This window comes from Dysgonomonas sp. 25, assembly GCF_010501075.1.
Taxonomy (GTDB): Bacteria; Bacteroidota; Bacteroidia; order Bacteroidales; family Dysgonomonadaceae; genus Dysgonomonas.
Map to the genome: position 1 here is coordinate 38,353 of NZ_QVMN01000013.1, position 25,902 is coordinate 64,254.

Sequence of the window (25,902 nt, forward strand, 5' to 3'; positions counted from 1 at the left end):
AATTTTTCTAAAATGGTAAATCAAAAGTAAACATATTTGTTTATATTTGTGGAAAGAATTATTTATGGATAATCTCATTGACATAATAAAAGGCATTCATCCCGGAAAATTTATCGAAAGGGAGTTGAAAAAAAAGAGACTCAGTCAACGTATATTGGCTGAGGAAACGGCTATTCCATATCAGACAATTAATGCTATAATAGCGGGCAGACGCAACCTCACAACTGAACAAGCTCTTAAGATAGACGAGGCATTAGGTTATGATGAAGGATTTTTCGCGATTCTTCAAACCCATTATGATATAAAACAATACAAAGAAAAAAAACTTGCAGACATATATTCTACAGCCCCTCGCATTCGGAAGTCTTTATTTTGGGATGCAGATTTCAATAAAATAAATTGGGCTAAATATAAAAATGCTGTAATAAAACGAGTTTTTGAGAGAGGGAGTAAGGAGGAAATAGAAGAAATTACTCAATATTATAATCTATCTACAAAATAAAATATCAGACAATGGCTACCAAACTTCATTATGAAACAGTTACGCCTCTGTTGAGAAAGGTTCTAAACGATATAATGGCTAATCCTATATTTGAGCCGTTCTATTTGGTAGGTGGTACTTCTCTAAGTTTACGATTAGGACATCGAATCTCGGTTGATATAGATTTATTCACCAATGCTCCTTATGGTAGTTTAGATTTTTCCATTTATGAGAAATTCTTTCAAGATAATTACCAATATTATTATTCTACGGATAAAACTGATTTTGTTGGTTTTGGTCGTTCATATTATATTGGCGAATCAGAAGACGATAATATAAAAGTCGATTTATATTATCATGATGAAATAATCGATTCTTGTGATGTAATAGATAATATTCGGATAGCTAGTCTTGATGATGTTGTCGCTATGAAAGTCGATGTTATTTCTCGTGGGGGGCGAAAAAAGGATTTCTGGGATTTACACGAACTTTTGAATACTTACAGCATCTCTCAAATGTTAGAACTACATAAACAACGGCATGAATATACTCATGAACGAGATCAGATTATTGCTAATTTTACAGACTTTGCTTCTGCTGATGAAGATATTGATCCTATCTGTCTAAAAGGTAAAGAATGGGAATTGATAAAGTTGGATTTTGTGGAGATGACAGGTATATTATGACTAGAATAAGAAAAGCGAATTGTTTTAAATTCGCTTTTAATATATACATGTTATATGTAACATAACCTTAGCTTGTATGGCATGGATTACAGCAATAGTGGCAACCGTTTATCTTGCGATATGGATATAAACTTTTAGCTTTAGCTACAGCATCTCTACAATTACTAAACATGCCTAGATAAGTTCTGTTATGCTCATAAGGTAAATAACTGCAACCTTCGCAATGAACTTCATAATCACCATTTGACTGTTGATTGTTGTTTAAATAATACTTTTTCATATTAAATTATTTCTAAAAATTTTATTTACTAATTAGATTTATATTGCTATAATAAACAATATTTGTTTTCTTATGTAATTATTATACCATAGGCTTTTATCAATTTTAATAGTTTAACACCAAAGGCTCATTTATTACGAGTCTATTTCTCTTTTCGAACACCTTTGAATTTTCCGCCACTAGTCTTCACATCCATAAACCTGCCTGTATTTGAGTCACGCTTCACATACAAACCTGTTTTAGGATTAAGAACTTGACTTCTTTCTTTTACTGCTCCTTTACGAGCATTATCGCCATAAGGCTTATTTACTGCCATAATTTATTTTTTTCTTTTTTGTTATAAATTCTTTTATCAGAGGAATTAGTTTCTTCTTCCGTTTCTTCTTTTTCCTCTCGTTTTTTAATTCGATCTTGATATTCTTGCGATTATCATCAATAAACACAAAATGGTTATCTCTAATCCAATAATGAGAACGACATGGAAAGTTCCAGTTTCCTATCGATGGGTTTAGTGATACCTTTTCGCCATCAAATTTCAAATGCCAACCAGAAGGAGCTAATGGTGTTATCGTTTTACTACCACAACCACATGCACATAAATGAATTGCTACCACACACTCTATGGAGATGTACAGCACATTTTCTTCTAAGCTAGGCGGCATGAGCTCTACAAACTTATGTGTGAATTGTTTCTTCATTTAATAAATCTGAATCATTTATTGAATAGGTTGAATGAAACTCTTGTATCAAGTCTTGATAAAAGCCATTCATCTTTTTCCATTTAATAACAGCGAATACAGCATTTAAAGCATTAAGATCAGCAATTTGAATATTTGTAGAATATTCATTCTCAGGCTCATTGTTTTCTGATAAGGGTAATCTTTTGATGATATGATCGTTCTTTACTAAGTTAGCAGACGTTGTTCTGACTATTCCAATCAGCTTATCACCAACTATGTTTACTCCCATTCCAACATCAATAAAGCTTATCCCTTGTTTCAAAAGATATTCTACTATAGTTTTCCGAGAACTGTCGTTATCAATGCATATAAAGACGTGCGACATCGACGATAACTCATCGATATTCTCCTTAGTAACATATTTAGCATGTGGTATTACCCCTTTGTGCATATTCAGGTATAAACTGGCAAAATAATCAGCTTTATATTTTTGACTACTTAGCATCTCTTTGTTAGGAGCACCAGGTGCTCTGAATGCATTGTGTTGTAAAAATTTATCTCCATCATAAAGGTGGATTTCAGATACAGGTGTCTTTGCCACTAAATCCAAGATATATGAGCCGGTACCGCCGAGTCCAATAATAGCAATTTTTTGTCCTCTAAACTTGTTGTTCAGATAGTAAGTATTTGCACGACTGGAGCATGTATCAGCATACTGGAAAACATCATTATCTGTGCTATCAATAACCTTATAAGTCCGAACTTCAACAGAAGGATCAAGTGATATCGCCGGAGATGATATTATTTCAATATACCTTGTAATCTGCTCATAATGATCCGCATATCCTTTTGGCGGTTTATTAGAGAAGGAATAATTCATTATTATATCATCCGTTAGTTTCTGATTAGGATTCGCATGCCTAATAGCTGATATAGGAGAACCATCTTTATGGCATGGAAAATCACCCATAAACTGGATAACATGATTACCAGAATACTTTGCAATATTATTATTTAAAGTAAGCGCAACAATCAGTTTCCCATACTTAATACACCTATCTTTATCTACGTAGGGTATGTGGTGGGTAATTAGATACCCACCTTTGATTTCAACTTCATACCCTTCATTTTGCAGCCTTTTAAGGTCTGGACTATGATCTATTAGTTTCTGTGACATTGAAAATCATTTTATTTTTGATGTAAATAATATCGCCTTTATCCATAGAGCCGTTAGGATTCTGACGAGGTCCGTTGCTATACTTCATCGTATACGCTATCTGGTCATGATTTATAGCCGGAAAAGCTAAAGAAAGTACTTCTTCAAAAGAAATTACATTCTTTTTCCATTCCTTTTCATCTCCATTAACACGAATAGTGTAGCAAGTCGGTTTTGCAACAGTTACGAATCTTTCTTTTCCTGGTCTAGCCAAGTCGACAAGTTCATCGTCCTCTATGAAATCATCCTGCCATCCTTCATCCACTTTGAGGTAGATATCCATATCTGTGGGAACATTCCCTTTCTCACGCAATTCAACACCAGAAATCCATTGTTTATATGAAGTATATTCTACTTCATTTATAAAATAATATAATTTTCGTTGCTTTGTAAAGAACTGTTCGATATCGGGTCTTGCCAGATTTACACGAGTTTCGTTTTCTATAAGCTCGTCCTCGAAGGGCCTTTTTATTGCAAGATACAACTCTACATCAAGTGGAATACCTGCTTGTTTTTTTAGTTCAGTACCAGTTATATACTGTTGAGTTATTTGGAAGGTTTTCCCTTCAATTGTATAATTCAAAATATTATTCATTATTAAAAAAATTAAAGATTTTCGTAATTAAATTATCTATATACAAAGCTTGAATCTCTAAATTGAGAAAAAGCAATGTGCGTAACTCATACAAGAGTTTTCGTGTTTTAATTATAAGTGCCTAATAATCTTTTTAATAATTAGTAATTAACCGAATAGTCAAAGTGTTTTTTAGGCTTCGACTATGTTAAAAATAACCCAAAACTTGAAAAGTACTCAAAAGTTTTACTATATTTGAACTACCACATTCATATAGTTGAGTGTGCCTGGCAAGGGCCAACTCTCCTTAAGAATACATTCAAAGCCTGGGTTTTTCAACCTGGGCTTTTGTATTTTTCACAAAGGTAACACAAAATCTAAATATATCAAGCAAATCTAAAAAAAGTTATCAAGTATTTAGCAATGCTTGTTCTTTTGAATATAATTCATACATTTGTAGAGTAAACTAAAAAGGAGCAATCATGAAATCAATTGGAAGTATCTTGAAAAATTCACGAGACTTAATGCAATTGACATTACGACAGGTTGAAGAGGCTACTGGAATCTCAAATGCTTATCTAAGTCAATTAGAAAATGACAAAATAAAGAAGCCTTCTGCGAACGTACTATATAAGTTGTCAAACATATATGGGATCAGTATAAATGATTTGCTAGCAGCAGCAGGCATCATAGAAAAACAAGCATCAGAAAGACATAAGCTATTAAGTTCAGTTGCTTTTTCTACAGAATCACTAACAGAGAAGGAAGAGGAAGAGTTGCTTAAATATCTGAAATTCATCAGACAGAAATAATTATGAAATGGATCTTTATACGAAGAAAGACATAGAAAAAATCTCATATGAGATTTTAAAAAGCAGTAAAAGTTTAGATATTTTCCCTACTCCTGTTGATCGTATTGTTTCATATACAGAATTAGCTATAAATAAAGGAATAGACCTATCAAAAATTCACCCCAATTATTTATCAAAAGGGACAGATATTTTGAAGAGAGCTCTAGGTAAAGTAAAAGGTGTATTTGATCGAAAAGAAAAAATAATTCATCTTGACTTATCATTGATTGGTGCTAAACAGAATTTTGTTAAACTTCATGAGGTTGGTCATGGGGTTCTTCCTTGGCAACAAAGTACGTATGAAATATGTGAGGACGATGAAGATTCTTTAAGCCCTGAGACTCGGGATGATTTTGAAATTGAAGCAAATACTTTCGCTTCAATTACTCTATTCCAGTGTGACCGTTTTCATCATGAAATGGAGAAATTAGGGTTAAGTATTGATTCTGCGATATATCTGTCAAAACAATTTGGAGCATCAATTCATGCTGCTCTTAGAAAATATGTAGAAGATTCAAATAATAGATGTGCTCTCCTTGTTTTGAAAGACAGAACTCCTGTCGGTGCACTATTGAGGAATCTCTTTCAGTCCGAAAGGTTTACTAAAACATATGGAATGTTGTCTATTCCAGATACCCTTGATTATTTTTCATGGCCTTTTATTCAAGACTATTGCCATAGGCGTAAGCGGAGAGATGATGGACTAGTAACTATTATGACTGAAAATGGAAGTGTTGATTTTAAATATCATTTTTTCGATAATAGCTATAATGCCTTTGTCTTTATTTTCCCGATAGGAGAGAAGAAAAGTACAAGGACAAAATTTATTATTTCAGATAACAATATCCAATTATAATTTTTTTCAACTTTATTCTATTTATTTTCCTAATTCTTTATTTCGCTGCTTCTTTTTCTTTGGTAAAATTGATTGTGGCTCTTTACTATTTTTGGTATCATGAGTTAATATCCCCAAAGCCGAGGATAACTTTTGACTATTTTGAAGGGATAACTTCACGTGGTCATTTTATCCGTTTTTTCCATTGGGGATATGCAGTTATTACAGTTGATAATTTAGTAATTGGCAAAATTTACCCCCAAAAGTAAATCCTCAAAATAGCTGAAAGTATTTCTGAACTTCTGCTAAAACATATTGATCTCCTTGTTAATCTTTTAAGATGAGTTCTCAGAGTCAGATTGTGTCTTTCAATGTGATTTGTAGCACGATTAAATGTACTATGAATTTTCTTATCTATCAAGGTTTTATAACCTATCCATTTATCTGTATATATTTTCTTCGCATTTGATAGATTAAGGGTTTTAATGACTACCTTTAATGTAGTGTTAGTTCTATTACCCACATTATAACTTACAACTTCTTTGGTTTTTCGATCTAAGGCATAGACGATCCAGATACGATTATTCTTGCGCTTTACGAAACTTTTAATTTCATCAACTTCATAAACTTGCTTAGACATGACAGGTGGCTGTTTAATGTTTTTAGCTATTGAGAGTATTCGACAAAGTAAAGTTGTTGTTGATATTTTTAGAAGTCTGGCTGTGCCTCTAATCCCAACTCCTTCTTTAGTGTAAGTTATAATAGAGTGATTTACACTTGGATTATAAGCATGGTATTTATATCCTTTCTGCTGTTTCTTTTTACAACTTTTGCATTTATACCGTTGACAACCATTTTTTTGAAATCCATCTTTGATGCATTTCTCTTTACAAAATTTACAAATCATTTATCCCCTAATCTGATACATGAAGGTCAAAATCGAAGACCTACAAACTGTTTTTATCAATTTTAAGGGCACAAAAATAAAAAAGATAACTAATTTAGCTATCTTTTTTATTTATTTTCCGTAAGTCTTGTAATGATTTTCAAGTATTTAGAGTTTTATCCCCTAATCTGATACATTACCGTGATCCCGCTGGGGCTCGAACCCAGGACCCCATCATTAAAAGTGATGTGCTCTACCAACTGAGCTACGGAATCTCCTGTTTTGCTTTACAAAAGCGTGTGCAAAGGTAAGTCATTTTCTTTATTTTCCAAATAATTAGTATAAGAAAAATAAAAAAATATTCATCTTTAAACGCCATAAGAAATTTAAATATCTGTTTTTCAACTTTTTAAATATTACACATACATCTTCTATACTTTCCTATTTTTTTAGGATAACAGAAAAAATACAATTATCTTTGTACTCTCTTTTTATTAGAGATAAACGTTGCTAAAAAAGATAACACTTCTATGACTGAGCCTTTGAAGCATGAATGCGGTATCGCAATGGTACGCCTACTTAAACCACTCGAATATTATCACCAGAAATATGGTAGCTGGCAATATGGCCTGAACAAGCTGTACCTCCTGATGGAGAAACAACACAATCGCGGACAAGAAGGTGCCGGATTAGCTGTTGTGAAGTTGGCATCACCTCCCGGAAATGAATTTATATTCCGCGAGAGAGCTACCGGTTCGAGTGCCATCTCCGAGATATTCGGAAACGTATACAAGAACTACGAGAAAGTTCCCGAAGAACTCCTCAACGATCCCATTTATGCCAGCCAACACCTGCCATTTGCAGGCGAACTATTTATCGGACACCTCCGATACAGCACCACAGGCAAAGACGGATTGTCATACGTACATCCATTCCTCAGACGAAACAACTGGCGATCGCGCAGCATTGCACTCGCCGGAAACTTCAATATGACCAATGTCGACGAACTTTTCCAAGATCTCGTTGCCGAAGGTCAGCACCCACGCTTCTATGCCGACACATTCGTCTTGCTCGAAACGCTTGGGCACGCCCTCGACCGCGAAGTACAATACCAGTTCGACAAATATGGTAAAGATACGGGCATAAAAGGCGAAGAGCTCAACAACCTCATCGAACAGAACCTCGATATACACTTTATGCTCAACAAAGCCAGCCAGAAATGGGACGGAGGTTTTGTCGTAAGCGGTGTTATCGGCTGCGGAGACGGATTCGTCTATCGCGATCCATGGGGAATACGTCCGGCTTTCTATTACAAGGACGACGAAATCCTTGTTGTAGCCTCCGAACGTCCGGTCATCCAAACGGCCATGAATCTGGATGTCGATCAAATCAAAGAACTCGAGCCGGGACAAGCGATCATTGTCAAAAAAGACGGGACAGTCTACTTCTCGCAGATACAAGAGAAGAAACCCGAGCTTGCACCATGCTCTTTCGAGCGGATTTACTTCTCACGCGGTTCGGATGCCGATATCTACGAAGAGCGCAAAAAGCTCGGAGAACTACTCCTGCCTCCTATATTGAAGGCCATCGACAATGATATACAACACACTGTATTCTCATTTATCCCAAACACCGCCGAAGTCGCTTTCTTCGGAATGGCAGACGCTTTCAATAAGCATATGAATCAGGTCAAACTCCGTAAGATTATGGAGAAAGGCCCCGAAATCTCCACCGAAGACCTGAACAGGATATTATCAATGCGCGTGCGCACCGAAAAGGTCGTTATCAAGGACATCAAGCTCCGCACCTTTATCGCTCAGGACAAGAGCCGGAACGATCTGGCAGCACACGTATACGATGTCACTTACAACTCGCTTCGCCCTTACGAGGACAACCTCGTGGTGATAGACGACAGCATCGTACGCGGTACAACCCTCAAACAGAGTATTATCAAGATGCTCGACCGTCTCCATCCCAAAAAGATTGTCGTTGTTTCCTCGTCGCCACAAATCCGCTACCCCGATTGCTACGGTATCGATATGTCGCGGATGAGCGAATTTGCGGCTTTCCGTGCGGCTATGGAGCTGCTCGAAGAGCGCGGTATGCAACACGTCATCGACGAAGTATATCAAAAGTCCATTGCCCAACGCGATAAGCCGAAAGAAGAGATTGTCAACTATGTGAAAGGCATATACGCACCATTCACCGACGAAGAAATCTCCGCCAAGATGGCTCAGATGCTGACTCCTCCGGGAACGCAGGCAGAAGTCGAATTGGTATTCCAGACCATCGAAGACTTACACAAGGCTTGCCCGGACAACCACGGCGACTGGTATTTCTCCGGCGACTACCCTACCCCGGGCGGAAACCGCATGGTAAATACAGCCTTTATCAACTATGTCGAGGGCATAGACAAACGATCGTATAACTAATTACATCCAATCTTATGATATAACCGGGCTTTCACAGTCCGGTTTTTTTATGTAATAAATAGACAATCGCGTCACTTTTTTGTCACCCTGTTTTTTGAGGTTTATCCGCTCTTTATCAGCCTGATATCGCCTAAAAAACTTGACAAAACAGGATATGTTTTATAAAAAACAGTTGTCAAATTATGTCAAAAACCTTAGTTCGCTGATAATCAGTCGAAATTTAGTTAAAACTTGACACTCTTGACAGATTTGACGCGATACAGTGTTTTTTGTCTTGTCATATTTTTATTATTAAACCACGAATCTACACCAAGGGCACAAAGTAAAAGAACGGTTCTGTCATGCCGAGCAGATGCGAGGCATCCCAACCCGACTGTGAACAACGAGCTCCCTCACATCCGCTCGGGATGACAATCCATATGTCAACTTGTTTTCTCGTCAACTTTTCTTATATAGATAAAGTTTCTTGTAACTCGTAACTTGTAACTGCCCGAAGGGCGAAGTAACTGTGCGAAGCACATCAGTCCTTTTTGCAGCGGACAGAGTATAGCGACTGCCTCCCATCCCGATAGCGGGAAACATCTCCAGTCATACGAAAATAACGGCACCAAGCACTGCCGAAACCGTAAACACTACTCGTCCAGAACAAACCCCATTGACCATAAAATGAAGTGGAAGTTTGCTCAATTATGAATCTTCCCGCAAGAAGAATACTAAAGCCTCCTTCATGAGCAAACCTACTTTTCCCTCCGGGAGCTCCATTGGAATGACCGGGAACTTCGCATTCACTTTTCATCGCTGTACCATGCTCTCCCCGGGAACCATCCGATGTAGACCATGCTGGTTGCCATGCCCCCCAAGTAGAGATATCAGCAGCAGTCAAGCTACTATATGGCAAAGGCGTGGCTTGCATCACTTGTTCCAATTGGTTCCATTCAGTATCGCTGGGAATATGCCAATTAGTAGGACATATACCTTGAATATGAGTAGAAGGACCAGGGTTAGCATCTCCTTCTCCTTGCTGCTCGGTCACCAAATCTTGTGCGCCCAAAGTTACAGCTGCATAACTATAGAGAAGTCCGTATTTTTTATTCCACTCAGGGATGTTTGCAGGATTTGTTTCAGTTCCCCCATCAGGCTGTGGATAGAAGTACCGTTTCAAAATACGGGCATTAGGATCGGAGCTATCTCCTGGCTGAGATAAAGTAATAGACCCATCCGACGGCAAATAACGAATATTTTCGAGCAACCAATCTCCTGCTGTACCGAAATTACTTGCAAGGTATAATTCACCGTCACGGTCATCTATCACTTGATATACTCCATTTGCGCCCGAGCCTTCTCCCAATATTTGCCATTTTGTTCCATCCCAGACATAGAGCCCTTTATAAATAGGCTCCATAGGAGGGCATCCTCCTGTTGTTGTTTGATTATAAACAACCAATCCAATATGATCGCTCAAATCGTAACTTCCGGTCGTGTTACCAATCGATTTTGCCAACTCCAAAGGAGTGCTTGGTTCTAAATCAGTCAATGCTACCCGTGGCAATCCCAGTCCTTTTTTAGTTGTTGCACCTTCTGTCAAATCCAGCAATGCCCCTGCAACAGGTGGATGGTTACTCCCGATAGTCACCTGCCCATGCAAGCTAATTGTCGTAAATAAGGCTAATATGATGATAGCCTGTGTCAAAGTTCTTTTCATGTTATAAAAAAATTAACCACCTCCCCCTGTCCCCCTCCACAAGAGGGGGTAGCAGAAAAAGATGAAGTGAATAATATGTTTGTTTGAGCCCCACCAAACCTCCCCGTGGGGGAGGCTAAGGGAAAGATATATTTTCGTTTTTTATTGAATAGTGGTACAAAACCATTTCCCCCTCTGGGGGATAAAGGGGGCCGGTTATTGTCATCTCGAGTGGATACGAGGGAGCTCGTTCGGTTTTTTTGTAGGGGCAGACCTATGTGTCTGCCCGATATGTCGATTTGCGGGCGCACACGCAGGTGCGCCCTTACATGGCTTCTATTGTTGATAGAAGAGGATGATATACTTCCCCCTTCGGGGGATTGAGGGGGCCTGCTGTTAACTGAAAAACAGCCCCTCGCCCCCCCTCTTGTGGAGGGGGCTGGGGGGAGGTGTCCTCGGCTGTCGCAGCCCGGAATACCCCTGACATTAACACAAGCATTCGGGCACCCCCTCCCTGCCTCCCCCACAAGGGGAGGAGATAGGAAAAGAGTGTATATTTTTACTCCCCCTCTGCTGGAGGGGGACGGGGGGAGGTGAATTTTATTAGTTGAAAATTTGGATAATCGCCCGAAAAACGTTATATTACGTGTGTGTGTGTGTGTGTGTGTGTACCTATTATCTCACCAATGAACATATTGATAAGACGGAAGTTGAATGAAAAAATAAGGTGTTTTTGTTCCATTATACGTATAGATATTAACCCCGTTACATTTGACAAAGAAAGGGATATTTTGCTGTTTCTCCAAAAATATCCCTTCTATTTTACTGTTTTAATCTTTTTTTACTCTACCGTTACCGATTTAGCGAGGTTGCGTGGCATATCCACATCCCGGTTCTTATTCACGGCAATATGATAGGCCAGCAATTGCATCGGGATGCAGGAAAGAAGCGGATCGAGGCACTCCTCGGTATGAGGCACTTCGATATAATGGTCGGCAAGCGCCTTAATGGTTTCGTCTCCCTCGTTGATAACCGCTATCACCCGCCCGTTACGCGCTTTTATCTCCTGAATATTGCTGACGACCTTTTCGTAGATAGCCGTATTCGTCCCGATAATTACTATAGGCATTTCGTTGTCTATCAACGCTATCGGGCCATGCTTCATTTCGGCGGCAGGGTATCCCTCCGCATGGATATAGGAGATTTCCTTTAGCTTCAACGCCCCTTCCAAGGCAATGGGGTAGTTGTAGCCACGCCCCAAGTAGATGAAATTCTGCGCATAAGTGAATATCAGCGAAAGCTTTTTGATTTCATCATTCAGTTTCAGGATTTGCTCTATTTTGGACGGAATATGCTGCAATTCTTTTATTAGTTTGACATAAGTAACTTCGTCGATGCTTTTCTTCTCCTTAGCAATAGCCAATGCCATCATTGTCAACACTGTAACCTGTGCCGTAAAAGCTTTGGTAGAAGCCACTCCTATTTCGTGTCCGCAATGGGTATACGAACCCGAATCCGTATTGCGCGGAATGGATGAGCCAACCACGTTGCATACCCCGTAGACGAATGCTCCCGCTTTGCGCGCCAGCTCGATAGCTGCCAGCGAATCGGCCGTTTCGCCCGATTGCGATATGGCAATCACAATATCATCAGGATTGATAACCGGATTACGGTAGCGGAATTCGGAAGCATATTCCACTTCGACAGGTATACGGCAAAATTCTTCGAACAGGTATTCGCCTATCAGTCCCGCATGCCACGACGTTCCACAGGCAATAATGAGAATACGGCGGGCATTGACAAATTTATCTTTATGGTCGATAATTCCCGAAAGTGTTACGTTTGTCCCTTCGACATTGATGCGGCCGCTCATGCAGTTCAGCAAGGTTTGCGGTTGCTCAAAAATCTCTTTCAACATGAAATGCGGATAGCCTCCACGCTCCAGTTCACTGAGGTTCATCTCGAGTTCTTTGATTTCCGGCGTTTTCTGGATATTGGAAATCGTAACCACTTTCGGCTCTTTATCACGCGAAATAATGGCTATCTCTTCATCATCCAGATAGATTACCTTATTCGTATACTCGATAATAGGCGAAGCGTCCGAACCCAGAAAAAATTCGCCTTCGCCCAACCCGATAACGAGCGGGCTACTTTTGCGGGCTGCAATAATATTGTTAGGATTACCCTTCTCTATAACGGCAATAGCATATGCTCCGACCACCTGATTGAGTGCCAATTGCACGGCCGTGAACAGGTCGCAATTGTTGAGCTTTTTGATGTATTCTATCAATTGTACCAGCACTTCCGTGTCGGTGCTGCTCTGGAAGGTATATCCTTCGGCAACCAATTGGGCTTTCAGTACCGAATAGTTTTCTATAATCCCGTTGTGGATAAGCGCCAGCGATTCGGTTTGCGAATAATGCGGATGGGCATTTGCATTGCTCGGCTCGCCATGCGTAGCCCAGCGCGTATGCGCGATACCGATTGTTCCCGTGGTATTCTTGTCGCGGGCATATTCTTCCAAATCTTGTACACGCCCTTTGGTTTTGAGAACGGAGAGTTTATTACTGTCGTCGATGAGGGCAACACCTGCACTGTCATATCCACGATACTCGAGTCTGTGTAAGCCTTTTACAAGTATCGGATAGGCTTCGCGGAAGCCTATATATCCTACAATTCCACACATATTTTTTCGTTTGAGGTTGGTTTTAGTTTAAAAGAGAGTACAAAGATATTTTTTTTAGCGCGCTACATCAAACGAATATATACTTTTTTGCTTTTTTATAAACCAATTAATAATATTAAGGGTTATTCACTAACATTCTGACAAAAGACAGCCTTTGGTCTTTCCAAAAGCTGTTTTTATATCAAGGTTCAATAAAACGATCAGAATGAAAGCTTGGCACTTGCAAAATAGCTTCGTGGAAAAGATGGTCCGTAGATATAGGAAGATATGCGGTCGCGCCCTTTATCGAAGTCCTTCTGAAAGGCGTCCGTCATATTCTGCACGCCGCCGCTGATTTCTAATCTACTGCCTTTGTAGAAAGGAATCTGATAAGATACCTTTGTGTTGAAAGTCATAAATGTCCGTGTCTTTTTCGTGAAACGGTTTTGTGCTTTTTCCGCCTCATAAGGGACGAGCATCGAACCTGTATAATTCCCCGAAAAAGATATTTCGAGCCGCTGTATAGGGGTAACCGTAGTGACAAAGTAGCCATACGTCCGGCGTACGCATCATTTTTTTGGTCGATTGGATATGATCGGCAGGATCGTCCGACCATTTGCGCGAATCGTCGTAGCGGCTTTTCTGGATGGTTATCCCCATTTGCAGTTCCACCAGACTTTTATATCCTCCGCGCAATTCGAGGTTGACACCATATACTTTCGCCCCCGACTCGTTGACTGTGGTGCGGATAATGGTACCGTCGGGCTGTTCCTCCGAGACAGACGTAAAAGGATTGAGCAAACGGGTAAAGAATCCTTCGGCAAGGAAGTTCACTTCCACAACGCCGAATTGATGATACCAGTCGGCCGAAGCGCTGAAACTGTGCGACTTTTCCTCTTCCAAATCGGGTGATAGCTGCGAAATAATATGCTGCCCGCCTGCAATATCCACATGGAGATCCTCATCGAACAATTGCGGTGCGCGGAAACCCTGTCCGTAACTCAACCGGATATTCATATCCGGCGAAGGGTTATAACGAATATTGGCGCGGGGGCTTACAATTGCATGATCTATGAGGCTATGTTTATCCAGCCGTCCGCCGAAGAGGAATCCCCATCTATCGTTCTTCCATTCGTTTTGGACAAAGAGGCTTTTGGTACTTGTCGATTGCTCGATCTTGTTGCGGAAACCACTTTGATCTTCGAGGTCGTCGTGCGTATATTCTATCCCTGTCGTGAGGTCGGAAGGCATAAACAGCAACTTGTCGAAACTGTAATTGTATTGCCCTCCCAAGGAGTAGGTTACATCTTTTGTTTTGCCATACGAATTGAGGCGGTTGTTGTAATTATCTATTTCGTCTTGTGTCTCACCTCCTGTTATTTCGCCTGCCGGCTCGCCTCCGCCGTAGTAGCTGTCGCGGTTAGCCAATTGCCCCGAAGCGAAGAGGGAGATCTTCTGTTTGCCATCGGGTGAAAAAATATCGTATTTGAGACTTCCCACATCCACTTTCGAATCTATCTGTTCGGCAATTTCCGCCTGAAAAGGAGGTAAGTCCAAGCGATCCCCACCACGGCGAAATTCCTGAATATTATGATATTCGGCAGTCAGACGGGTATATGTGCTCGTTTTGGCAAAAGCGCGGAAGCCCATCGTCCGGCTATCCAGTTTCGGCAACTCCGAGAATCCGTCTCCGTCCTGATCGTAAGCGGCACGATGGCGCTTCTGCCCGAAAAGCATAACGCCTAAGCGCTGATTGTCGGCAACGATGGAGGCGTTGAGTGCTGTAGAATTGTCAAATACCCCTTTGCCCCCTATCGACATGATGTTGTGCGATAATTCGCCCGAATTACGGACAGGCTCTTTGGTGATAACATTGATTGTTCCGGCGATAGCCGAAGCCCCGAAAAGGGCAGAACCGCCGCCACGCACAACCTCTACGCGCTCGACCATATTTGCCGGAATCTGCTCCAGCCCATATACGCCTGCCAGTGCGCTGAATATAGGGCGCGAATCGATCAGTATCTGCGAGTACGCTCCGCCCAGACCGTTCATCCGCACCTGTGGAAGCCCGCAATTCTGGCAGTTATCCTCTACCCGCAATCCCGGTTGATAGTTCAACCCTTCGGATAGCGAAACAGCATTTGTGCGGTCGAATGTCCGTGTGTCGAGGATGCTCACTAAGGTAGGGGCTGTGCGCCGCGAAGTTTCGTTGCGGTTGGCCGATACCACGACTTCGTTGAGCGAAACATTGTCTTCTTCTATCTCGAAATTGATTTCGTAGGTTTTGCCTTTCTCCAGATTCATCTCGAACTCCTGTGTTTTGTATCCCACAAAACGGGCTTGGATGATGAATTTGCCGACAGGCAGGTTTTTCAGGAAATAGTGTCCTGTGGCATCGGTCGTTGTGCCGATGGTTGTACCTTTCAAGGCAATGGTGATATAGGCAAGGTGTTCGCCTGTCTTTTTATCCACCGCATGCCCCATTATATTGATGTCGTTCTTCTTGTCTTCGGTGTTGTCCGCCTTCGCACAGAAGGTTGCTGCCAATAAGGCTATCAGCAGCAGTATTTTTTTTATCATATTCTTTTTTCTTTGTTTTATGAATAAATAATACACCATGTCATACAAATCCCTTTACGACAAAAGGATTCGGCATGAACTACAAGCTATTATGAATCATAAAACAGGAGGTGGGCGAAGAAACGAAAAGTAGTGGTGTTCCTGCCGGAAAGCAGGTGATGAAAAGTTGGATATAAGAATTTCGCCCCTTTCTATCGGGCGGATAATGTCTATAACCGTTACAACGGTAGATGGCGCATGAAATGCCGAAAGCTGGCTTATCAGCTGTATCTCGGCACCTGAATGTTCGTGATGGGGATACCCGTCGTTATCGGGCGCATAAGGGTGCGAATGCACAATCGTTATGCCATTTACGATATGCGTGTGGGTAAAAAAACTGATGCAGGCAAAATAGTTGATGAAAATAACCGGCAAGATTATTTTTATCAGTCTGTTTATTTGTTTTCCTCTCAGTTTCATGCTGCAAAGGTACAACAATCCTTTTCCGTGGGCAATACCTATTTAAGGGGATTTTATTTGGAGGTTGGTATATTAGGTCTTTAACAATGTATCGAGCCAAGCCTGCCATTCCTCTGCCGAAGCGTTGGTATCGGGGATATTGAAGTTCCAGTATATCGGGCGAAAAATCTCTTTAAGCCTATTTCTCGCGAAATCGGACATACGAATGCTTTCGTAATACACACTTGAATATCCTACATTTTTCTTTTTTATTACAATACCTAAAAATCTTTTATATCGTACCCCGTCACCATGCATTATCTGCTCTATGTAAACCTCATTGTCATTTGACAAGTTCTTTATTAATTGCTTGGTATATCTGCTATCGACTGAGTTTTTGGGTTGTTTAAGCGTATCGCCCGCAATGGCATGTTCGAGAAAACCGGCAATGTCATTTTCCATGTTATCATACATCTGCTTTGCTTTAATTCCTGTTGCATCTTGCGGAAGATAATCCTTACAATAGAATATTCCGTTTTTGAGCGGATAAACAGTAAGTGTAAGAGGCTCTTCGCTGTATAGAGCTGGTTCAACAACTGCAACATTGTTTACAAAAACCACTCCAACCACATCTCTCCCTGCTCGTTGTGCAGACTCATCATCCAGCTGTAGCGTATATACCGAGCGTTGAGTATAGCCGGGTAGAGCGACGGCGGCTTGCTCTTGTATGAATAGCTCACTGGCCATCCGTTTCGAGAGTTGTTCTATATTGCGGGTATAACGCCCTGTAATGGTTATCGGTTCTTGTGCCCGGATGGTGAAGATACTTATGTTTATTACAGCTACCAGTGCTATGGCTATTTTATGTGCTCTTCTCATTGTGTTTGTTGTATGTTTGTATGTTACGTTGATACCTTTTAATCCGCCAAAAAACGGCGCAGGCATCTTTATATTTTTTCAAAAATACTAAATATTTGGGATATAATGAACAGGTCTTTTACGAGCTCTCCGTAATATGTTAGTTTTTGTTATTGCACAAGGTAATCTGGGATTTATTGTGTAATTTTGTAGCCATTTTTCTGAAATATATGGCTGAATCGAAAAGTATATTTATAAAGGGGGCTCGTGTCAACAATCTCAAAAATGTAGACCTCGAAATCCCACGTGGCAAGTTCGTTGTGATAACCGGTGTGTCCGGCTCGGGAAAATCATCCCTTGCCTTCGATACGCTTTATGCCGAAGGGCAGCGCCGCTATGTGGAAAGCTTGTCGTCTTATGCGCGCCAGTTCTTGGGACGTATGCACAAACCCGAATGTGACTACATCAAAGGCATCCCGCCGGCCATTGCTATCCGCCAACGGGTAGGAGGACGCAATCCGCGTTCGACTGTCGGCACAACTACCGAGGTGTATGAATACCTGCGTTTGCTTTTTGCACGGATAGGAAAAACGATTTCCCCCATTTCGGGCAAAGAGGTGAAAAGGCATTACGTAGCCGATGTGGTAGACCAGATGCTGACTTATCCGCCGCAGACACGCATCATGTTGCTGACAAAAATCATCCTGCGCGACGGAAGGAATGTCGCTCAGCAACTCGATATGCTTTTCAAGGAAGGTTTTTCGCGTATAGAAGTTGACGGGCAAACCGAGCATATAGAAGATATACTGAAAGACAAAAAACGCACGTTAGACCTCGATAAGGCTTTATTGGTTATCGACCGCCTGACCTGCGACAACGATACAGCCAACATCAACCGTTTTGCCGAATCGCTCGAAACTGCTTTCTTCGAAGGGAATGGCGAATGTATTGTCCGTTTCTATCCCGAGGGGAAAGAGCCGGAAGTATTCGACTATTCCAACCGCTTCGAGATGGACGGCATGAAGTTCGAAGAACCGAGCGACCTGATGTTCAGCTTCAACAGCCCTGTGGGTGCATGCCCTCAGTGCGAAGGCTACGGAAAAGTGTTGGGTATAGACGAAGATTTAGTCATCCCCAATAAAAGCCTTTCCATCTACGACGATGCGGTGCTTTGCTGGCGCGGCGAAAAAATGGGAGAATGGAAAAAGGCCTTTATCCAGAATGCCGGCAAATTCAAGTTTCCTATCCACCGCCCTTATAACGACCTGACGGAAGAGCAGAAAGACCTGCTTTGGCGCGGTGCAGAGGGAGTTCCGTGTATCGACGACTTCTTCAAAATGGTGGAGGAAAACCAGTACAAAATACAATACCGCGTGATGCTTGCACGCTATCGGGGCAAAACAACCTGCCCGAAGTGTAAAGGCTCGCGCCTGAAACCGGAAGCGCTTTATGTGAAAGTGGGAGATAAGTCCATTGCCGATTTGGTATTGATGCCTATCGCCGAATTGCAGCGCTTTTTCGACCAATTGGAACTGAACGAAACTGAAAATAAAATTGCTCGCCGCCTGCTTTTAGAAATCAGGATGCGTGTGAAATACCTGATGAATGTAGGGCTAAGCTACCTTACGCTCAACCGTTTATCGAATACCCTTTCGGGTGGCGAAACGCAGCGCATCAGCCTCTCTACTGCACTCAGCAGCAGCTTGGTGGGTTCGTTGTATATTCTGGACGAACCGAGTATAGGGCTTCACTCGCGCGATACGGATTTGCTTATCAACGTCCTTCGCGACCTGACGGAGTTGGGAAATACGGTTGTTGTGGTAGAGCATGATGAGGAGATTATCCGCGCTGCCGACTACATTATCGATATAGGCCCCGACGCCGGTACGCATGGCGGAGAAGTTATCTATCAGGGGGATATGGCAGGATTGGAAAAAGGAACCGACAGCTATACGGTTCGCTATCTGAATGGTGAAGATATTATTCCTGTCCCGAAACATCGCCGCAAATGGAATAATTACATCGAAATACACGGCGCCCGCCAAAACAACCTGAAAAACATCGACGTCAAATTCCCGCTGAATGTGATGACGGTGGTGACGGGTGTCAGCGGTTCGGGTAAGTCGTCGCTCGTATGCGATGTCTTGTACACGGCTATGCAGCATTACTACCTGGACAAGGGCGACCAGATTGTACAATTCGATTCGATGGATGGCGACCTGCGTCTGATAAAGAATATCGAGATGGTCGACCAGAATCCGATAGGGCGCTCGTCGCGTTCGAATCCTGTAACGTATATCAAAGCATACGACGAAATACGCAAGCTCTTTGCCGAACAGCAACTCTCCAAGCAGATGCATTATACGCCGGCATTTTTCTCCTTCAATATGGAAGGCGGACGATGCGAGGAGTGTACGGGAGAAGGTTTTATCACGGTCGAGATGCAGTTTATGGCGGATGTTACCCTCGAATGCGAGGCTTGTAAAGGCAAGCGCTTCAAACAGGATATTCTCGAGGTGAAATATCAGGATGCCAGCATCTACGACGTATTGGAAATGACCATTGACGAGGCTATCGCATTCTTCGGGAAAGGCAAGGGGAGCTTCGAAAAGAAAATCACCAAACGCCTGAAACCGTTGCAGGATGTAGGGTTAGGCTACGTCAAACTCGGACAGTCTTCTTCATCGCTTTCGGGTGGTGAAAATCAACGGGTGAAGTTGGCATACCACTTAGCGGACGAGAAGCCGGAGCCTACGTTCTTTATCTTCGACGAGCCGACCACAGGATTGCACTTCCACGATATAAAAACTTTATTAAAGGCTTTCGATGCTCTTGTGGAAAGAGGGCATACGATTGTCATTATCGAGCACAACATGGAGGTTATCAAGTGTGCCGACCATGTGATAGATATAGGTCCGGAAGGCGGAAAAGCCGGAGGAAACATCGTATGCGAAGGTAAGCCCGAGAAGATAGCCAAATGCAAAGAATCGCACACGGGTAGATTTTTAAGAGAGAAGTTGGGAATGAAAGGATAAAGTGTTCCGGTGGTTGCAATTCAGACAGTATTTTGCAATAATGAATATACAAAACGATTTATTATTTCTGAACTGAATAATTTTTCAAATATAGAAGTAGAAGTAAATCCAAATTTATATTTTCGAAATATTGATTAAGCAATATAAATGATAACTATAGATTTGAAGATTTTCTATATTTAGCTTATGATAAAGATTATAAAAGGTAATATTTTCACTACAAAATGCCAAACAATAGTTAATACAATTAATTGTGTAGGTATTATGGGAGCAGGAATTGCATATGAATGCAGATTGCGTTATCCTATTATGTACAAACGTTATGTTGATCTTTGTAAAGATAAAAAGATAAATATTGGAATGCTTTGGCTTTATAAATCTGAAGATAAATGGATTATGAATTTTCCAACCAAATATCATTGGAAGTATGAAAGTAAATGTGAATACTTAGAAAAAGGATTGCAGAATTTTTTAGAAACTTATAAAGAAAGAGGAATTACTTCAATTGCTTTTCCGTTATTAGGAGCAAGTAATGGCGGTATTCCTGAAAATATATCTTTGGATATAATGAAAAAATATCTAACGCAATGTGATATCAACATTGAAATTTATCATTATGATCCACTGGCTTATGATGATTTGTTCATTCGCTTTAAAGCTTTATGGAATAAGATTCCTGAAAAAGAGCTTGCTCAAAAGTCTGCTTTACGAATAGACTTTGTCCGAAAAATAAAATTAGCGTTGGAAGATGATAGAATCAGGAGTTTAAGTAGGCTTTTAACTGTTAAAGGAATAGGGGGCTCTACTTTAGAAAAATCGTTTCAATTCATACATAACTACAAAGAGAATTAACGGAATATATTAAACGTTGATTCTCCAAAAGAATAACCTTCAATCCTTCAACAAATCATCATACAATTCCGCCAGCCGTTTGCGCAGATGCAGGACGGCATAATGCTTCCGCGAAATCAAGGTGCCGATGGAGACGCCTGTGGCTTCGGAAATTTCTTTGAACGAAAAACCTTCCAGTTCATTCAGCCGAAAAACTTCGCTCTGGTTATCAGGCAGTTCCGACAGGGCACTTTCTATCTCTTCCCAAATAGCGGCCTTGATATATTCGTCTTCGGGTGAATCGGACTCGAGAATCATTTCGGTCAGCGAGCGGATAAAGCCTTCCCCGTCGCTATCCTGCGTGTGCGGCAGCTCTACCTCGCGTCGTTTCCGGCTGCGGTCGATTATCTGGTTGCGCGCGACAGCATATAACCAGGCCGAGATTTTCTCGACCGGATTCTCTTCGAAGTCTATCTTACTCAACTGATAGAATACGTTCTGCAATATATCTTCGCTATCCTCCTTAGACGAAACGCGCTTCGAGATGAAGCCTTTCAGCGGCGAATGATATTTATCGTATATCTCCGAAATTTTCTGGTTATGAAGAGACGCTTTATTCTCCGCTGTCATGCTGCTCTTCTTTGTGCTGAGAAGGTCTTTCCCGCTTTTCGCAGGACGCATATTTCATCCGTTCGCGGATAAATTCGCGGCGCTCGTCACGAGACATGCCTTTCATCGCTTCGCGCAATTCATGGAAATGTTCGTGCCTGTCATGACGATGGTGGTGATCCCTACATCCCCAACCATGATGTTTACGTCCCAGCCCGCCGAATAACAGGCGGCAAAGAACCATCAATCCGGCAGCCTGCAAATAGGTGATACTTCCCCATCCGATAATGGCAGGCACAAGGGCGTTCCACAATAACATCACTACGGCTACCGCGGCAGCAAAGACAGCAATAAATATAAGGATATGTAAAAATTTTCTTTTCTTGTTCATTTCTATTTCGTTTTTAGTTGTTGATACTATTTTCGTAATATTTCGATTGCTTTCACCGGGCAAATCTGCGCGCACATCCGGCAACCGCTGCACTGAGACGGATATTCGATCGTAGCATAGCTGTCGTATTCCGTATACGTCAGCCCGAGTACCTTAGTCGGGCACACTTCGACACAATATTCACAACCGATACATACATTCTGTGCGATATATAAAGGTATAAGCTTTCGGCTTTGTTTTCTAAACATTTTAAATTCATATTATTTGGTCATAACTCATTTTTCTGTGACATACCTTCTGTTATTGTAGACGAAGCCAGCGAAATTATATTTTAAAGGCAACTTATTTTTATTGTGGAAAAATGTTAGTCTCTTGATTTTGAACAGCTAATAAGCGATAAAGTTTCCGCTTGCCGATATAATTTATTATTTTTACTGACAATATTGTAACACCTCAAAAATTTGACCGTCATATAATATGGAGCAATGAAAAAAACAGTAGATGATCGAGATAGAGAAAGATATTATAAACCGGTGCAGGCAGAAAGAGCGAAAAGCTCAGATGCATTTATATGCAACGCTCAGCCGGCGGGTCTATAATAGCTGTTACCGGATACTGAACGATTCATTCGATGCAGAAGATGCGATGCAGGAGAGCTTCTTGAAAGTCTTTTCGGGACTCGACCACTACGACGACAATATACCTTTTGTGGCATGGGTGACGCGCATTGCCATCAATGCATCCATCGACAAGCTTCGGACTAAAAAGCTCGATTTTGTTCAGTTGGATAATAATATGGGAGGAATTGAAGAGGACGACGACGATTGGGAGGACACGATGGAAAAAGTAGAAAAGATAAAAAAAGCCATATCCGAACTCCCCGATGCCGCACGGGTGATTGTTACCCTTTACCTGATAGAAGGATATGATCATGAAGAGATATCCGAAATACTGCATGTAAAAGCCGGAACGGTACGCATACAATATATGAGGGCTAAGCAAAGACTGTTGGAAATTTTAAAGACTGCATGATGAAAAAGTTAGATAAATATATCCGCGACCACCGCGAAGAATTCGACGACCAGGAGATGCCTGCCGGGCACATGGAGCGTTTCGGGGCGTTGCTCGACAAGCAAGAGGAGACGAATCCGGAGAAAAAATCGAAGCGTTTCCATCTGCTGACGATAGCTGCTGTGGCTGCATCGCTGGCAATAGTAACTATGCTGGGGATACATTTTCTTTCGCCGGAAAATACTATCACTGGCGCTGCAGGTGACGGAACGGTAACTGTTTATTCCGAATTCCTGCAAACGAATGCTTTCTACAAGGGGCAGATGGAAAGCCAGATAGAAGACATCATGTGCAAAATAGAGAATGCTGATCCCGAAACTAAAATACAATTACAGAAGGATTTGGAGAAGATACTGGCAGAAAATAAGGAGTTCGTAGAACAGATAGAACAGACTGATAATGAAGAGCTCGCAATCTTCTATCTGGTGCAACACTACAAGAGAAATATTCAAGCGCTGGAATTTATAAATGAAAAATTAGGAACACATTTAAATTGTTAAAAACAAAAAGCTTATGAAAAGATATATATTATTTGCCATTGTGGCAACTGTGCTCTCGGCAGGCATGCAACTGAAAGCCGAGAATGTGGAAAAGGAGGAACGGAATCCCGACCGCACAGAGAAGAAATCGTTTTCGGATATCGGGGATGTCGAAATAGACCATAAATATGGAAACATCGTTGTGCGCGAATCGAATACAAAGAATGTAGAACTCGAAGTGCAGTATTTCGATAACAACAACGCAAAGGCGACATGCGAAATAAAAATGAATGGTAGTACGCTCGAAATCAGAACACTTAATTCTACTACCTCCGGAATGGGCATAGCAGGCATAAAAGTGAAAACATCGAATTCGGGAAAAGATTTGAAAATCAATTACATCCTATCCTTGCCTAAAAATGTCTCGCTGATAACTACGCTGAAGTATGGCAATATGAACATTTCGAAAGTCAGAGGTGAATTCGAGGCCGATCTATCATACGGAAACTTAGATGTAGAAGATTTTGGCAATATCACGCCCAAGCTGAATCTGCGCTATGGTAACCTGACTATCGGCGAAGTGCAGGAGTTAGATTTATCGGTGTCATACTCGAATGTAACGATCCGCAAAGCCAAGATATTCGATTTCGAAGGGGCATATAATAATTTCATCTTAGGCAAGATAGGTTCGATGGATATATCTTCGGAATCGAGGTACAACAAATTCGAAATCAGCGAAGTAGGAACAATCAACTGCGAAATAAAATACGGGAACCTGACTATTGGTAACTTAGCATCTTCGATAGATTTGGTCGCCGCCTATAGCAATGTGTCGATTGCTACTTCGGCCAAAGCAAAATCCGTCGAAATAGAAGGTGCGTATTCCGATATCACGATCCAACTGCCTTCGGGCATATCGGCTTCCTTCGAATCGGAGATAAAGCACGGAGATTTAATCATTTCCAACACGCATAAGGCGACTTATACCGAACATTCCGTCAAAAATTTCACATCTTCCAAATCAGGAAAAATAGGAACGAAAAGCCCTGCCCTGAATATGAATTTAAGTAACAGATACTCAGACATAAAAATAAAATAAAAGACTATGAATAAAGTAAAAGCATCATTTATCGCCCTCGTTTGCCTGCTATCTGTCGGGGTAGCCAACGGACAGGTGAAGAAGGAAGAACGGAAAGTAGAGTCGTTCAGTAAAATATCGGTTTCGAATGCTATCGACGTGGAGTATACACAAGATAAAAAGATTTCGGTTACTGTAGAAGCCGACGAAAGTATAATAGGGCTTCTTTCGACGGAAGTAAAAAATGGGACACTCTATGTGAAAATGAAAGAAGAGTTGAGGAATAACTCGGGACGTAATAAAAAGCGGAAAGTATATCTGTCGGCTCCTCTTTTGGACAAAGTTCAGATTTCGGGTGCAAGTGACTTCTATGCTGCCAAAATGGAAATGGACACCGATTTCCAATTGAATGCTTCGGGTGCAAGTGATACGAAGATCAGTCACCTATCAGCCCGCTCTGTTAACATCAATATTTCGGGGGCAAGCGATTTTGACGGAAAAGAGATCACCCTGAAGGATAAAATTAACTTGAACGCTTCGGGTGCGAGTGATACAAAAATCGATAATCTGGAAGCAAGCAATTCTGCTGCTATAACAATATCAGGCGGTTCGGATTGTATAATAAAGAAAATAAAGACAAAAAACGGAGAGCTATCCGCCTCAGGTGGGTCTGATGCAACACTGAATTTTGTTGATTCGGGGAAAGTGAGTGCCAATGCGACTGGTGGAAGCGATGTTGTCCTGAGCGGAAAAGTCGATGGAGTGAACCTTGCATGTAGCGGGGCTTCGGATGCCAATATCAAAAATCTGTCTTACAATACTATCGAGATCAATACTTCTAAAGGATCAGATGTAAAGAAATAAAATTTTCTGGTTATTTTTATATCACTGCAGGTTGTTACCGTAACAAGTAATAATCTGCGGTGTTTTTTTATCTCTTTCTTTCGAAAAAGAAAAAATAGGATATATATTTTTGGATAAACAGCAAAATATCCCTTTCTTTGTCAAATGTAACAGGGTTAATATCTATACGGATAATGGAACAAAAACACCTTATTTTTCTATTCAACTTTCGTCTTATCAATATGTTCATTGGTGAGATAATAGGCACACACACACACACACACACACACGTAATATAACGTTTTTCGGGCGATTATCCAAATTTTCATATAAGAATTTTAGAAAAAAAAGTTACTTCGCCCTACGGGCAGTTACTTCGTGCTTCGCACAGTTACGAGTTACAAGAGATAACTTGCGAACTG

The 25,902-nt window shown here is 41.2% G+C and carries 23 protein-coding genes, 1 tRNA gene and 1 pseudogene; 11 read left to right on the forward strand and 14 right to left on the reverse strand.

Annotated features, from left to right (window positions below):
• The first annotated feature begins 64 nt into the window (after positions 1-64).
• A complete protein-coding gene (locus tag D0T66_RS15095; protein ID WP_163358132.1) occupies positions 65-502 on the forward strand; it encodes a HigA family addiction module antitoxin in 438 nt (145 codons plus the stop codon).
• 11 nt (positions 503-513) lie between these two features.
• On the forward strand, positions 514-1,167 hold the full coding sequence (locus D0T66_RS15100) for a nucleotidyl transferase AbiEii/AbiGii toxin family protein (protein WP_163358133.1): 654 nt from the start codon (positions 514-516) through the stop codon (positions 1,165-1,167).
• 422 nt (positions 1,168-1,589) lie between these two features.
• On the opposite strand, the gene D0T66_RS16225 is transcribed toward D0T66_RS15100, so the two are convergent.
• Genes D0T66_RS16225 through D0T66_RS15115 form a run of 4 tightly spaced genes read right to left on the reverse strand, consistent with a single transcriptional unit; the run spans position 1,590 to position 3,938 of the window.
• The gene (locus D0T66_RS16225) at positions 1,590-1,763 is read right to left on the reverse strand and encodes a hypothetical protein (RefSeq protein ID WP_185154852.1); all 174 of its coding nucleotides are present in this window, start codon (positions 1,761-1,763) and stop codon (positions 1,590-1,592) included.
• Positions 1,750-2,145 (reverse strand): DUF6527 family protein, encoded by a 396-nt coding sequence (locus D0T66_RS15105; RefSeq protein ID WP_163358134.1) that lies wholly within the window; start codon positions 2,143-2,145, stop codon positions 1,750-1,752. Before D0T66_RS15105 ends, D0T66_RS16225 begins: the two co-directional genes overlap by 14 nt.
• On the reverse strand, positions 2,123-3,304 hold the full coding sequence (locus D0T66_RS15110) for a ThiF family adenylyltransferase (RefSeq protein ID WP_163358135.1): 1,182 nt from the start codon (positions 3,302-3,304) through the stop codon (positions 2,123-2,125). The genes D0T66_RS15105 and D0T66_RS15110 overlap by 23 nt, the downstream gene beginning before the upstream one ends.
• Entirely contained in the window at positions 3,279-3,938 is a 660-nt protein-coding gene (locus tag D0T66_RS15115; RefSeq protein ID WP_163358136.1) for a multiubiquitin domain-containing protein, read from the reverse strand. Before D0T66_RS15115 ends, D0T66_RS15110 begins: the two co-directional genes overlap by 26 nt.
• 461 nt (positions 3,939-4,399) lie before the next feature.
• On the opposite strand from D0T66_RS15115, the gene D0T66_RS15120 reads away from it, so the two are divergent.
• Together D0T66_RS15120 and D0T66_RS15125 are read left to right on the forward strand one after the other, a co-directional pair.
• Entirely contained in the window at positions 4,400-4,729 is a 330-nt protein-coding gene (locus D0T66_RS15120; RefSeq protein WP_163358137.1) for a helix-turn-helix domain-containing protein, read from the forward strand.
• Between the two features lie 7 nt (positions 4,730-4,736).
• A complete protein-coding gene (locus tag D0T66_RS15125) occupies positions 4,737-5,624 on the forward strand; it encodes an ImmA/IrrE family metallo-endopeptidase (protein WP_163358138.1) in 888 nt (295 codons plus the stop codon).
• Between the two features lie 232 nt (positions 5,625-5,856).
• Here the strand turns inward: D0T66_RS15125 and D0T66_RS15130 are convergent, their stop codons facing one another.
• Both D0T66_RS15130 and D0T66_RS15135 read right to left on the reverse strand, forming a co-directional pair.
• A complete protein-coding gene (locus D0T66_RS15130; protein WP_163358139.1) occupies positions 5,857-6,510 on the reverse strand; it encodes an IS1 family transposase in 654 nt (217 codons plus the stop codon).
• Positions 6,511-6,691: 181 nt separating this feature from the next.
• A tRNA-Lys gene (locus D0T66_RS15135) sits at positions 6,692-6,764 on the reverse strand.
• A gap of 255 nt (positions 6,765-7,019) precedes the next feature.
• Here D0T66_RS15135 and D0T66_RS15140 point away from each other — a divergent pair.
• On the forward strand, positions 7,020-8,921 hold the full coding sequence (locus tag D0T66_RS15140; protein WP_163358140.1) for an amidophosphoribosyltransferase: 1,902 nt from the start codon (positions 7,020-7,022) through the stop codon (positions 8,919-8,921).
• Between the two features lie 520 nt (positions 8,922-9,441).
• On the opposite strand, the gene D0T66_RS15145 is transcribed toward D0T66_RS15140, so the two are convergent.
• The 5 genes and pseudogenes from D0T66_RS15145 to D0T66_RS15165 form a co-directional block, all read right to left on the reverse strand.
• Positions 9,442-10,623 (reverse strand): FISUMP domain-containing protein, encoded by a 1,182-nt coding sequence (locus tag D0T66_RS15145; protein WP_163358141.1) that lies wholly within the window; start codon positions 10,621-10,623, stop codon positions 9,442-9,444.
• Between the two features lie 820 nt (positions 10,624-11,443).
• Complete coding sequence (glmS, locus tag D0T66_RS15150; protein ID WP_163358142.1) at positions 11,444-13,288, reverse strand: glutamine--fructose-6-phosphate transaminase (isomerizing); 1,845 nt, start codon at positions 13,286-13,288, stop codon at positions 11,444-11,446.
• Positions 13,289-13,488: 200 nt separating this feature from the next.
• Positions 13,489-15,847 (reverse strand): annotated as a pseudogene (locus D0T66_RS15155) (TonB-dependent receptor domain-containing protein).
• A gap of 96 nt (positions 15,848-15,943) precedes the next feature.
• The gene (locus D0T66_RS15160) at positions 15,944-16,306 is read right to left on the reverse strand and encodes a hypothetical protein (protein ID WP_163358143.1); all 363 of its coding nucleotides are present in this window, start codon (positions 16,304-16,306) and stop codon (positions 15,944-15,946) included.
• 72 nt (positions 16,307-16,378) lie between these two features.
• Positions 16,379-17,164 (reverse strand): hypothetical protein, encoded by a 786-nt coding sequence (locus D0T66_RS15165; protein WP_163358144.1) that lies wholly within the window; start codon positions 17,162-17,164, stop codon positions 16,379-16,381.
• Between the two features lie 209 nt (positions 17,165-17,373).
• Here D0T66_RS15165 and uvrA point away from each other — a divergent pair, with 209 nt between their 5' ends.
• Both uvrA and D0T66_RS15175 read left to right on the forward strand, forming a co-directional pair.
• A complete protein-coding gene (gene uvrA / locus D0T66_RS15170; protein ID WP_163358145.1) occupies positions 17,374-20,178 on the forward strand; it encodes an excinuclease ABC subunit UvrA in 2,805 nt (934 codons plus the stop codon).
• A gap of 186 nt (positions 20,179-20,364) precedes the next feature.
• Positions 20,365-21,030, forward strand: coding sequence for a macro domain-containing protein (locus tag D0T66_RS15175; RefSeq protein ID WP_163358146.1), 666 nt, complete (start codon positions 20,365-20,367; stop codon positions 21,028-21,030).
• 39 nt (positions 21,031-21,069) lie between these two features.
• Here D0T66_RS15175 and D0T66_RS15180 read toward each other — a convergent pair whose 3' ends face one another.
• From D0T66_RS15180 to D0T66_RS15190, 3 genes are read right to left on the reverse strand one after another with little or no spacing between them, the layout of a single operon-like run.
• Positions 21,070-21,639, reverse strand: a complete 570-nt coding sequence (locus tag D0T66_RS15180; RefSeq protein ID WP_163358147.1) for an RNA polymerase sigma factor — start codon at positions 21,637-21,639, stop codon at positions 21,070-21,072.
• Positions 21,623-22,009, reverse strand: a complete 387-nt coding sequence (locus D0T66_RS15185; protein ID WP_163358148.1) for a hypothetical protein — start codon at positions 22,007-22,009, stop codon at positions 21,623-21,625. The genes D0T66_RS15180 and D0T66_RS15185 overlap by 17 nt, the downstream gene beginning before the upstream one ends.
• A 26-nt stretch (positions 22,010-22,035) precedes the next feature.
• A complete protein-coding gene (locus D0T66_RS15190) occupies positions 22,036-22,257 on the reverse strand; it encodes a ferredoxin family protein (RefSeq protein WP_163358149.1) in 222 nt (73 codons plus the stop codon).
• Between the two features lie 253 nt (positions 22,258-22,510).
• Here D0T66_RS15190 and D0T66_RS15195 point away from each other — a divergent pair, with 253 nt between their 5' ends.
• Genes D0T66_RS15195 through D0T66_RS15210 form a run of 4 tightly spaced genes read left to right on the forward strand, consistent with a single transcriptional unit; the run spans position 22,511 to position 25,501 of the window.
• Positions 22,511-23,041, forward strand: a complete 531-nt coding sequence (locus D0T66_RS15195; protein ID WP_163358150.1) for an RNA polymerase sigma factor — start codon at positions 22,511-22,513, stop codon at positions 23,039-23,041.
• Complete coding sequence (locus tag D0T66_RS15200) at positions 23,041-23,580, forward strand: hypothetical protein (RefSeq protein ID WP_163358151.1); 540 nt, start codon at positions 23,041-23,043, stop codon at positions 23,578-23,580. Before D0T66_RS15195 ends, D0T66_RS15200 begins: the two co-directional genes overlap by 1 nt.
• Before the next feature lie 13 nt (positions 23,581-23,593).
• The gene (locus D0T66_RS15205; RefSeq protein WP_163358152.1) at positions 23,594-24,658 is read left to right on the forward strand and encodes a DUF4097 family beta strand repeat-containing protein; all 1,065 of its coding nucleotides are present in this window, start codon (positions 23,594-23,596) and stop codon (positions 24,656-24,658) included.
• A gap of 6 nt (positions 24,659-24,664) precedes the next feature.
• On the forward strand, positions 24,665-25,501 hold the full coding sequence (locus D0T66_RS15210) for a GIN domain-containing protein (RefSeq protein ID WP_163358153.1): 837 nt from the start codon (positions 24,665-24,667) through the stop codon (positions 25,499-25,501).
• The last annotated feature ends 401 nt before the right edge of the window (positions 25,502-25,902 follow it).

Bases quoted from the DNA above. Each gene is read 5' to 3' on its own strand.
- D0T66_RS15120 (WP_163358137.1), top strand. From the start codon at position 4,400: ATGAAATCAATTGGAAGTATCTTGAAAAATTCACGAGACTTAATGCAA.
- D0T66_RS15185 (WP_163358148.1), bottom strand. From the start codon at position 22,009: ATGAACAAGAAAAGAAAATTTTTACATATCCTTATATTTATTGCTGTC.
- D0T66_RS15165 (WP_163358144.1), bottom strand. From the start codon at position 17,164: ATGAGAAGAGCACATAAAATAGCCATAGCACTGGTAGCTGTAATAAAC.
- D0T66_RS15125 (WP_163358138.1), top strand. From the start codon at position 4,737: ATGGATCTTTATACGAAGAAAGACATAGAAAAAATCTCATATGAGATT.
- D0T66_RS15130 (WP_163358139.1), bottom strand. From the start codon at position 6,510: ATGATTTGTAAATTTTGTAAAGAGAAATGCATCAAAGATGGATTTCAA.
- D0T66_RS15210 (WP_163358153.1), top strand. From the start codon at position 24,665: ATGAATAAAGTAAAAGCATCATTTATCGCCCTCGTTTGCCTGCTATCT.
- D0T66_RS15110 (WP_163358135.1), bottom strand. From the start codon at position 3,304: ATGTCACAGAAACTAATAGATCATAGTCCAGACCTTAAAAGGCTGCAA.
- D0T66_RS15195 (WP_163358150.1), top strand. From the start codon at position 22,511: ATGATCGAGATAGAGAAAGATATTATAAACCGGTGCAGGCAGAAAGAG.
- D0T66_RS15140 (WP_163358140.1), top strand. From the start codon at position 7,020: ATGACTGAGCCTTTGAAGCATGAATGCGGTATCGCAATGGTACGCCTA.
- uvrA (WP_163358145.1), top strand. From the start codon at position 17,374: ATGGCTGAATCGAAAAGTATATTTATAAAGGGGGCTCGTGTCAACAAT.
- D0T66_RS15160 (WP_163358143.1), bottom strand. From the start codon at position 16,306: ATGAAACTGAGAGGAAAACAAATAAACAGACTGATAAAAATAATCTTG.
- D0T66_RS15095 (WP_163358132.1), top strand. From the start codon at position 65: ATGGATAATCTCATTGACATAATAAAAGGCATTCATCCCGGAAAATTT.
- D0T66_RS15175 (WP_163358146.1), top strand. From the start codon at position 20,365: ATGATAAAGATTATAAAAGGTAATATTTTCACTACAAAATGCCAAACA.
- glmS (WP_163358142.1), bottom strand. From the start codon at position 13,288: ATGTGTGGAATTGTAGGATATATAGGCTTCCGCGAAGCCTATCCGATA.
- D0T66_RS15200 (WP_163358151.1), top strand. From the start codon at position 23,041: ATGAAAAAGTTAGATAAATATATCCGCGACCACCGCGAAGAATTCGAC.
- D0T66_RS15190 (WP_163358149.1), bottom strand. From the start codon at position 22,257: ATGTTTAGAAAACAAAGCCGAAAGCTTATACCTTTATATATCGCACAG.
- D0T66_RS15205 (WP_163358152.1), top strand. From the start codon at position 23,594: ATGAAAAGATATATATTATTTGCCATTGTGGCAACTGTGCTCTCGGCA.
- D0T66_RS15180 (WP_163358147.1), bottom strand. From the start codon at position 21,639: ATGACAGCGGAGAATAAAGCGTCTCTTCATAACCAGAAAATTTCGGAG.
- D0T66_RS16225 (WP_185154852.1), bottom strand. From the start codon at position 1,763: ATGGCAGTAAATAAGCCTTATGGCGATAATGCTCGTAAAGGAGCAGTA.
- D0T66_RS15105 (WP_163358134.1), bottom strand. From the start codon at position 2,145: ATGAAGAAACAATTCACACATAAGTTTGTAGAGCTCATGCCGCCTAGC.
- D0T66_RS15115 (WP_163358136.1), bottom strand. From the start codon at position 3,938: ATGAATAATATTTTGAATTATACAATTGAAGGGAAAACCTTCCAAATA.
- D0T66_RS15100 (WP_163358133.1), top strand. From the start codon at position 514: ATGGCTACCAAACTTCATTATGAAACAGTTACGCCTCTGTTGAGAAAG.
- D0T66_RS15145 (WP_163358141.1), bottom strand. From the start codon at position 10,623: ATGAAAAGAACTTTGACACAGGCTATCATCATATTAGCCTTATTTACG.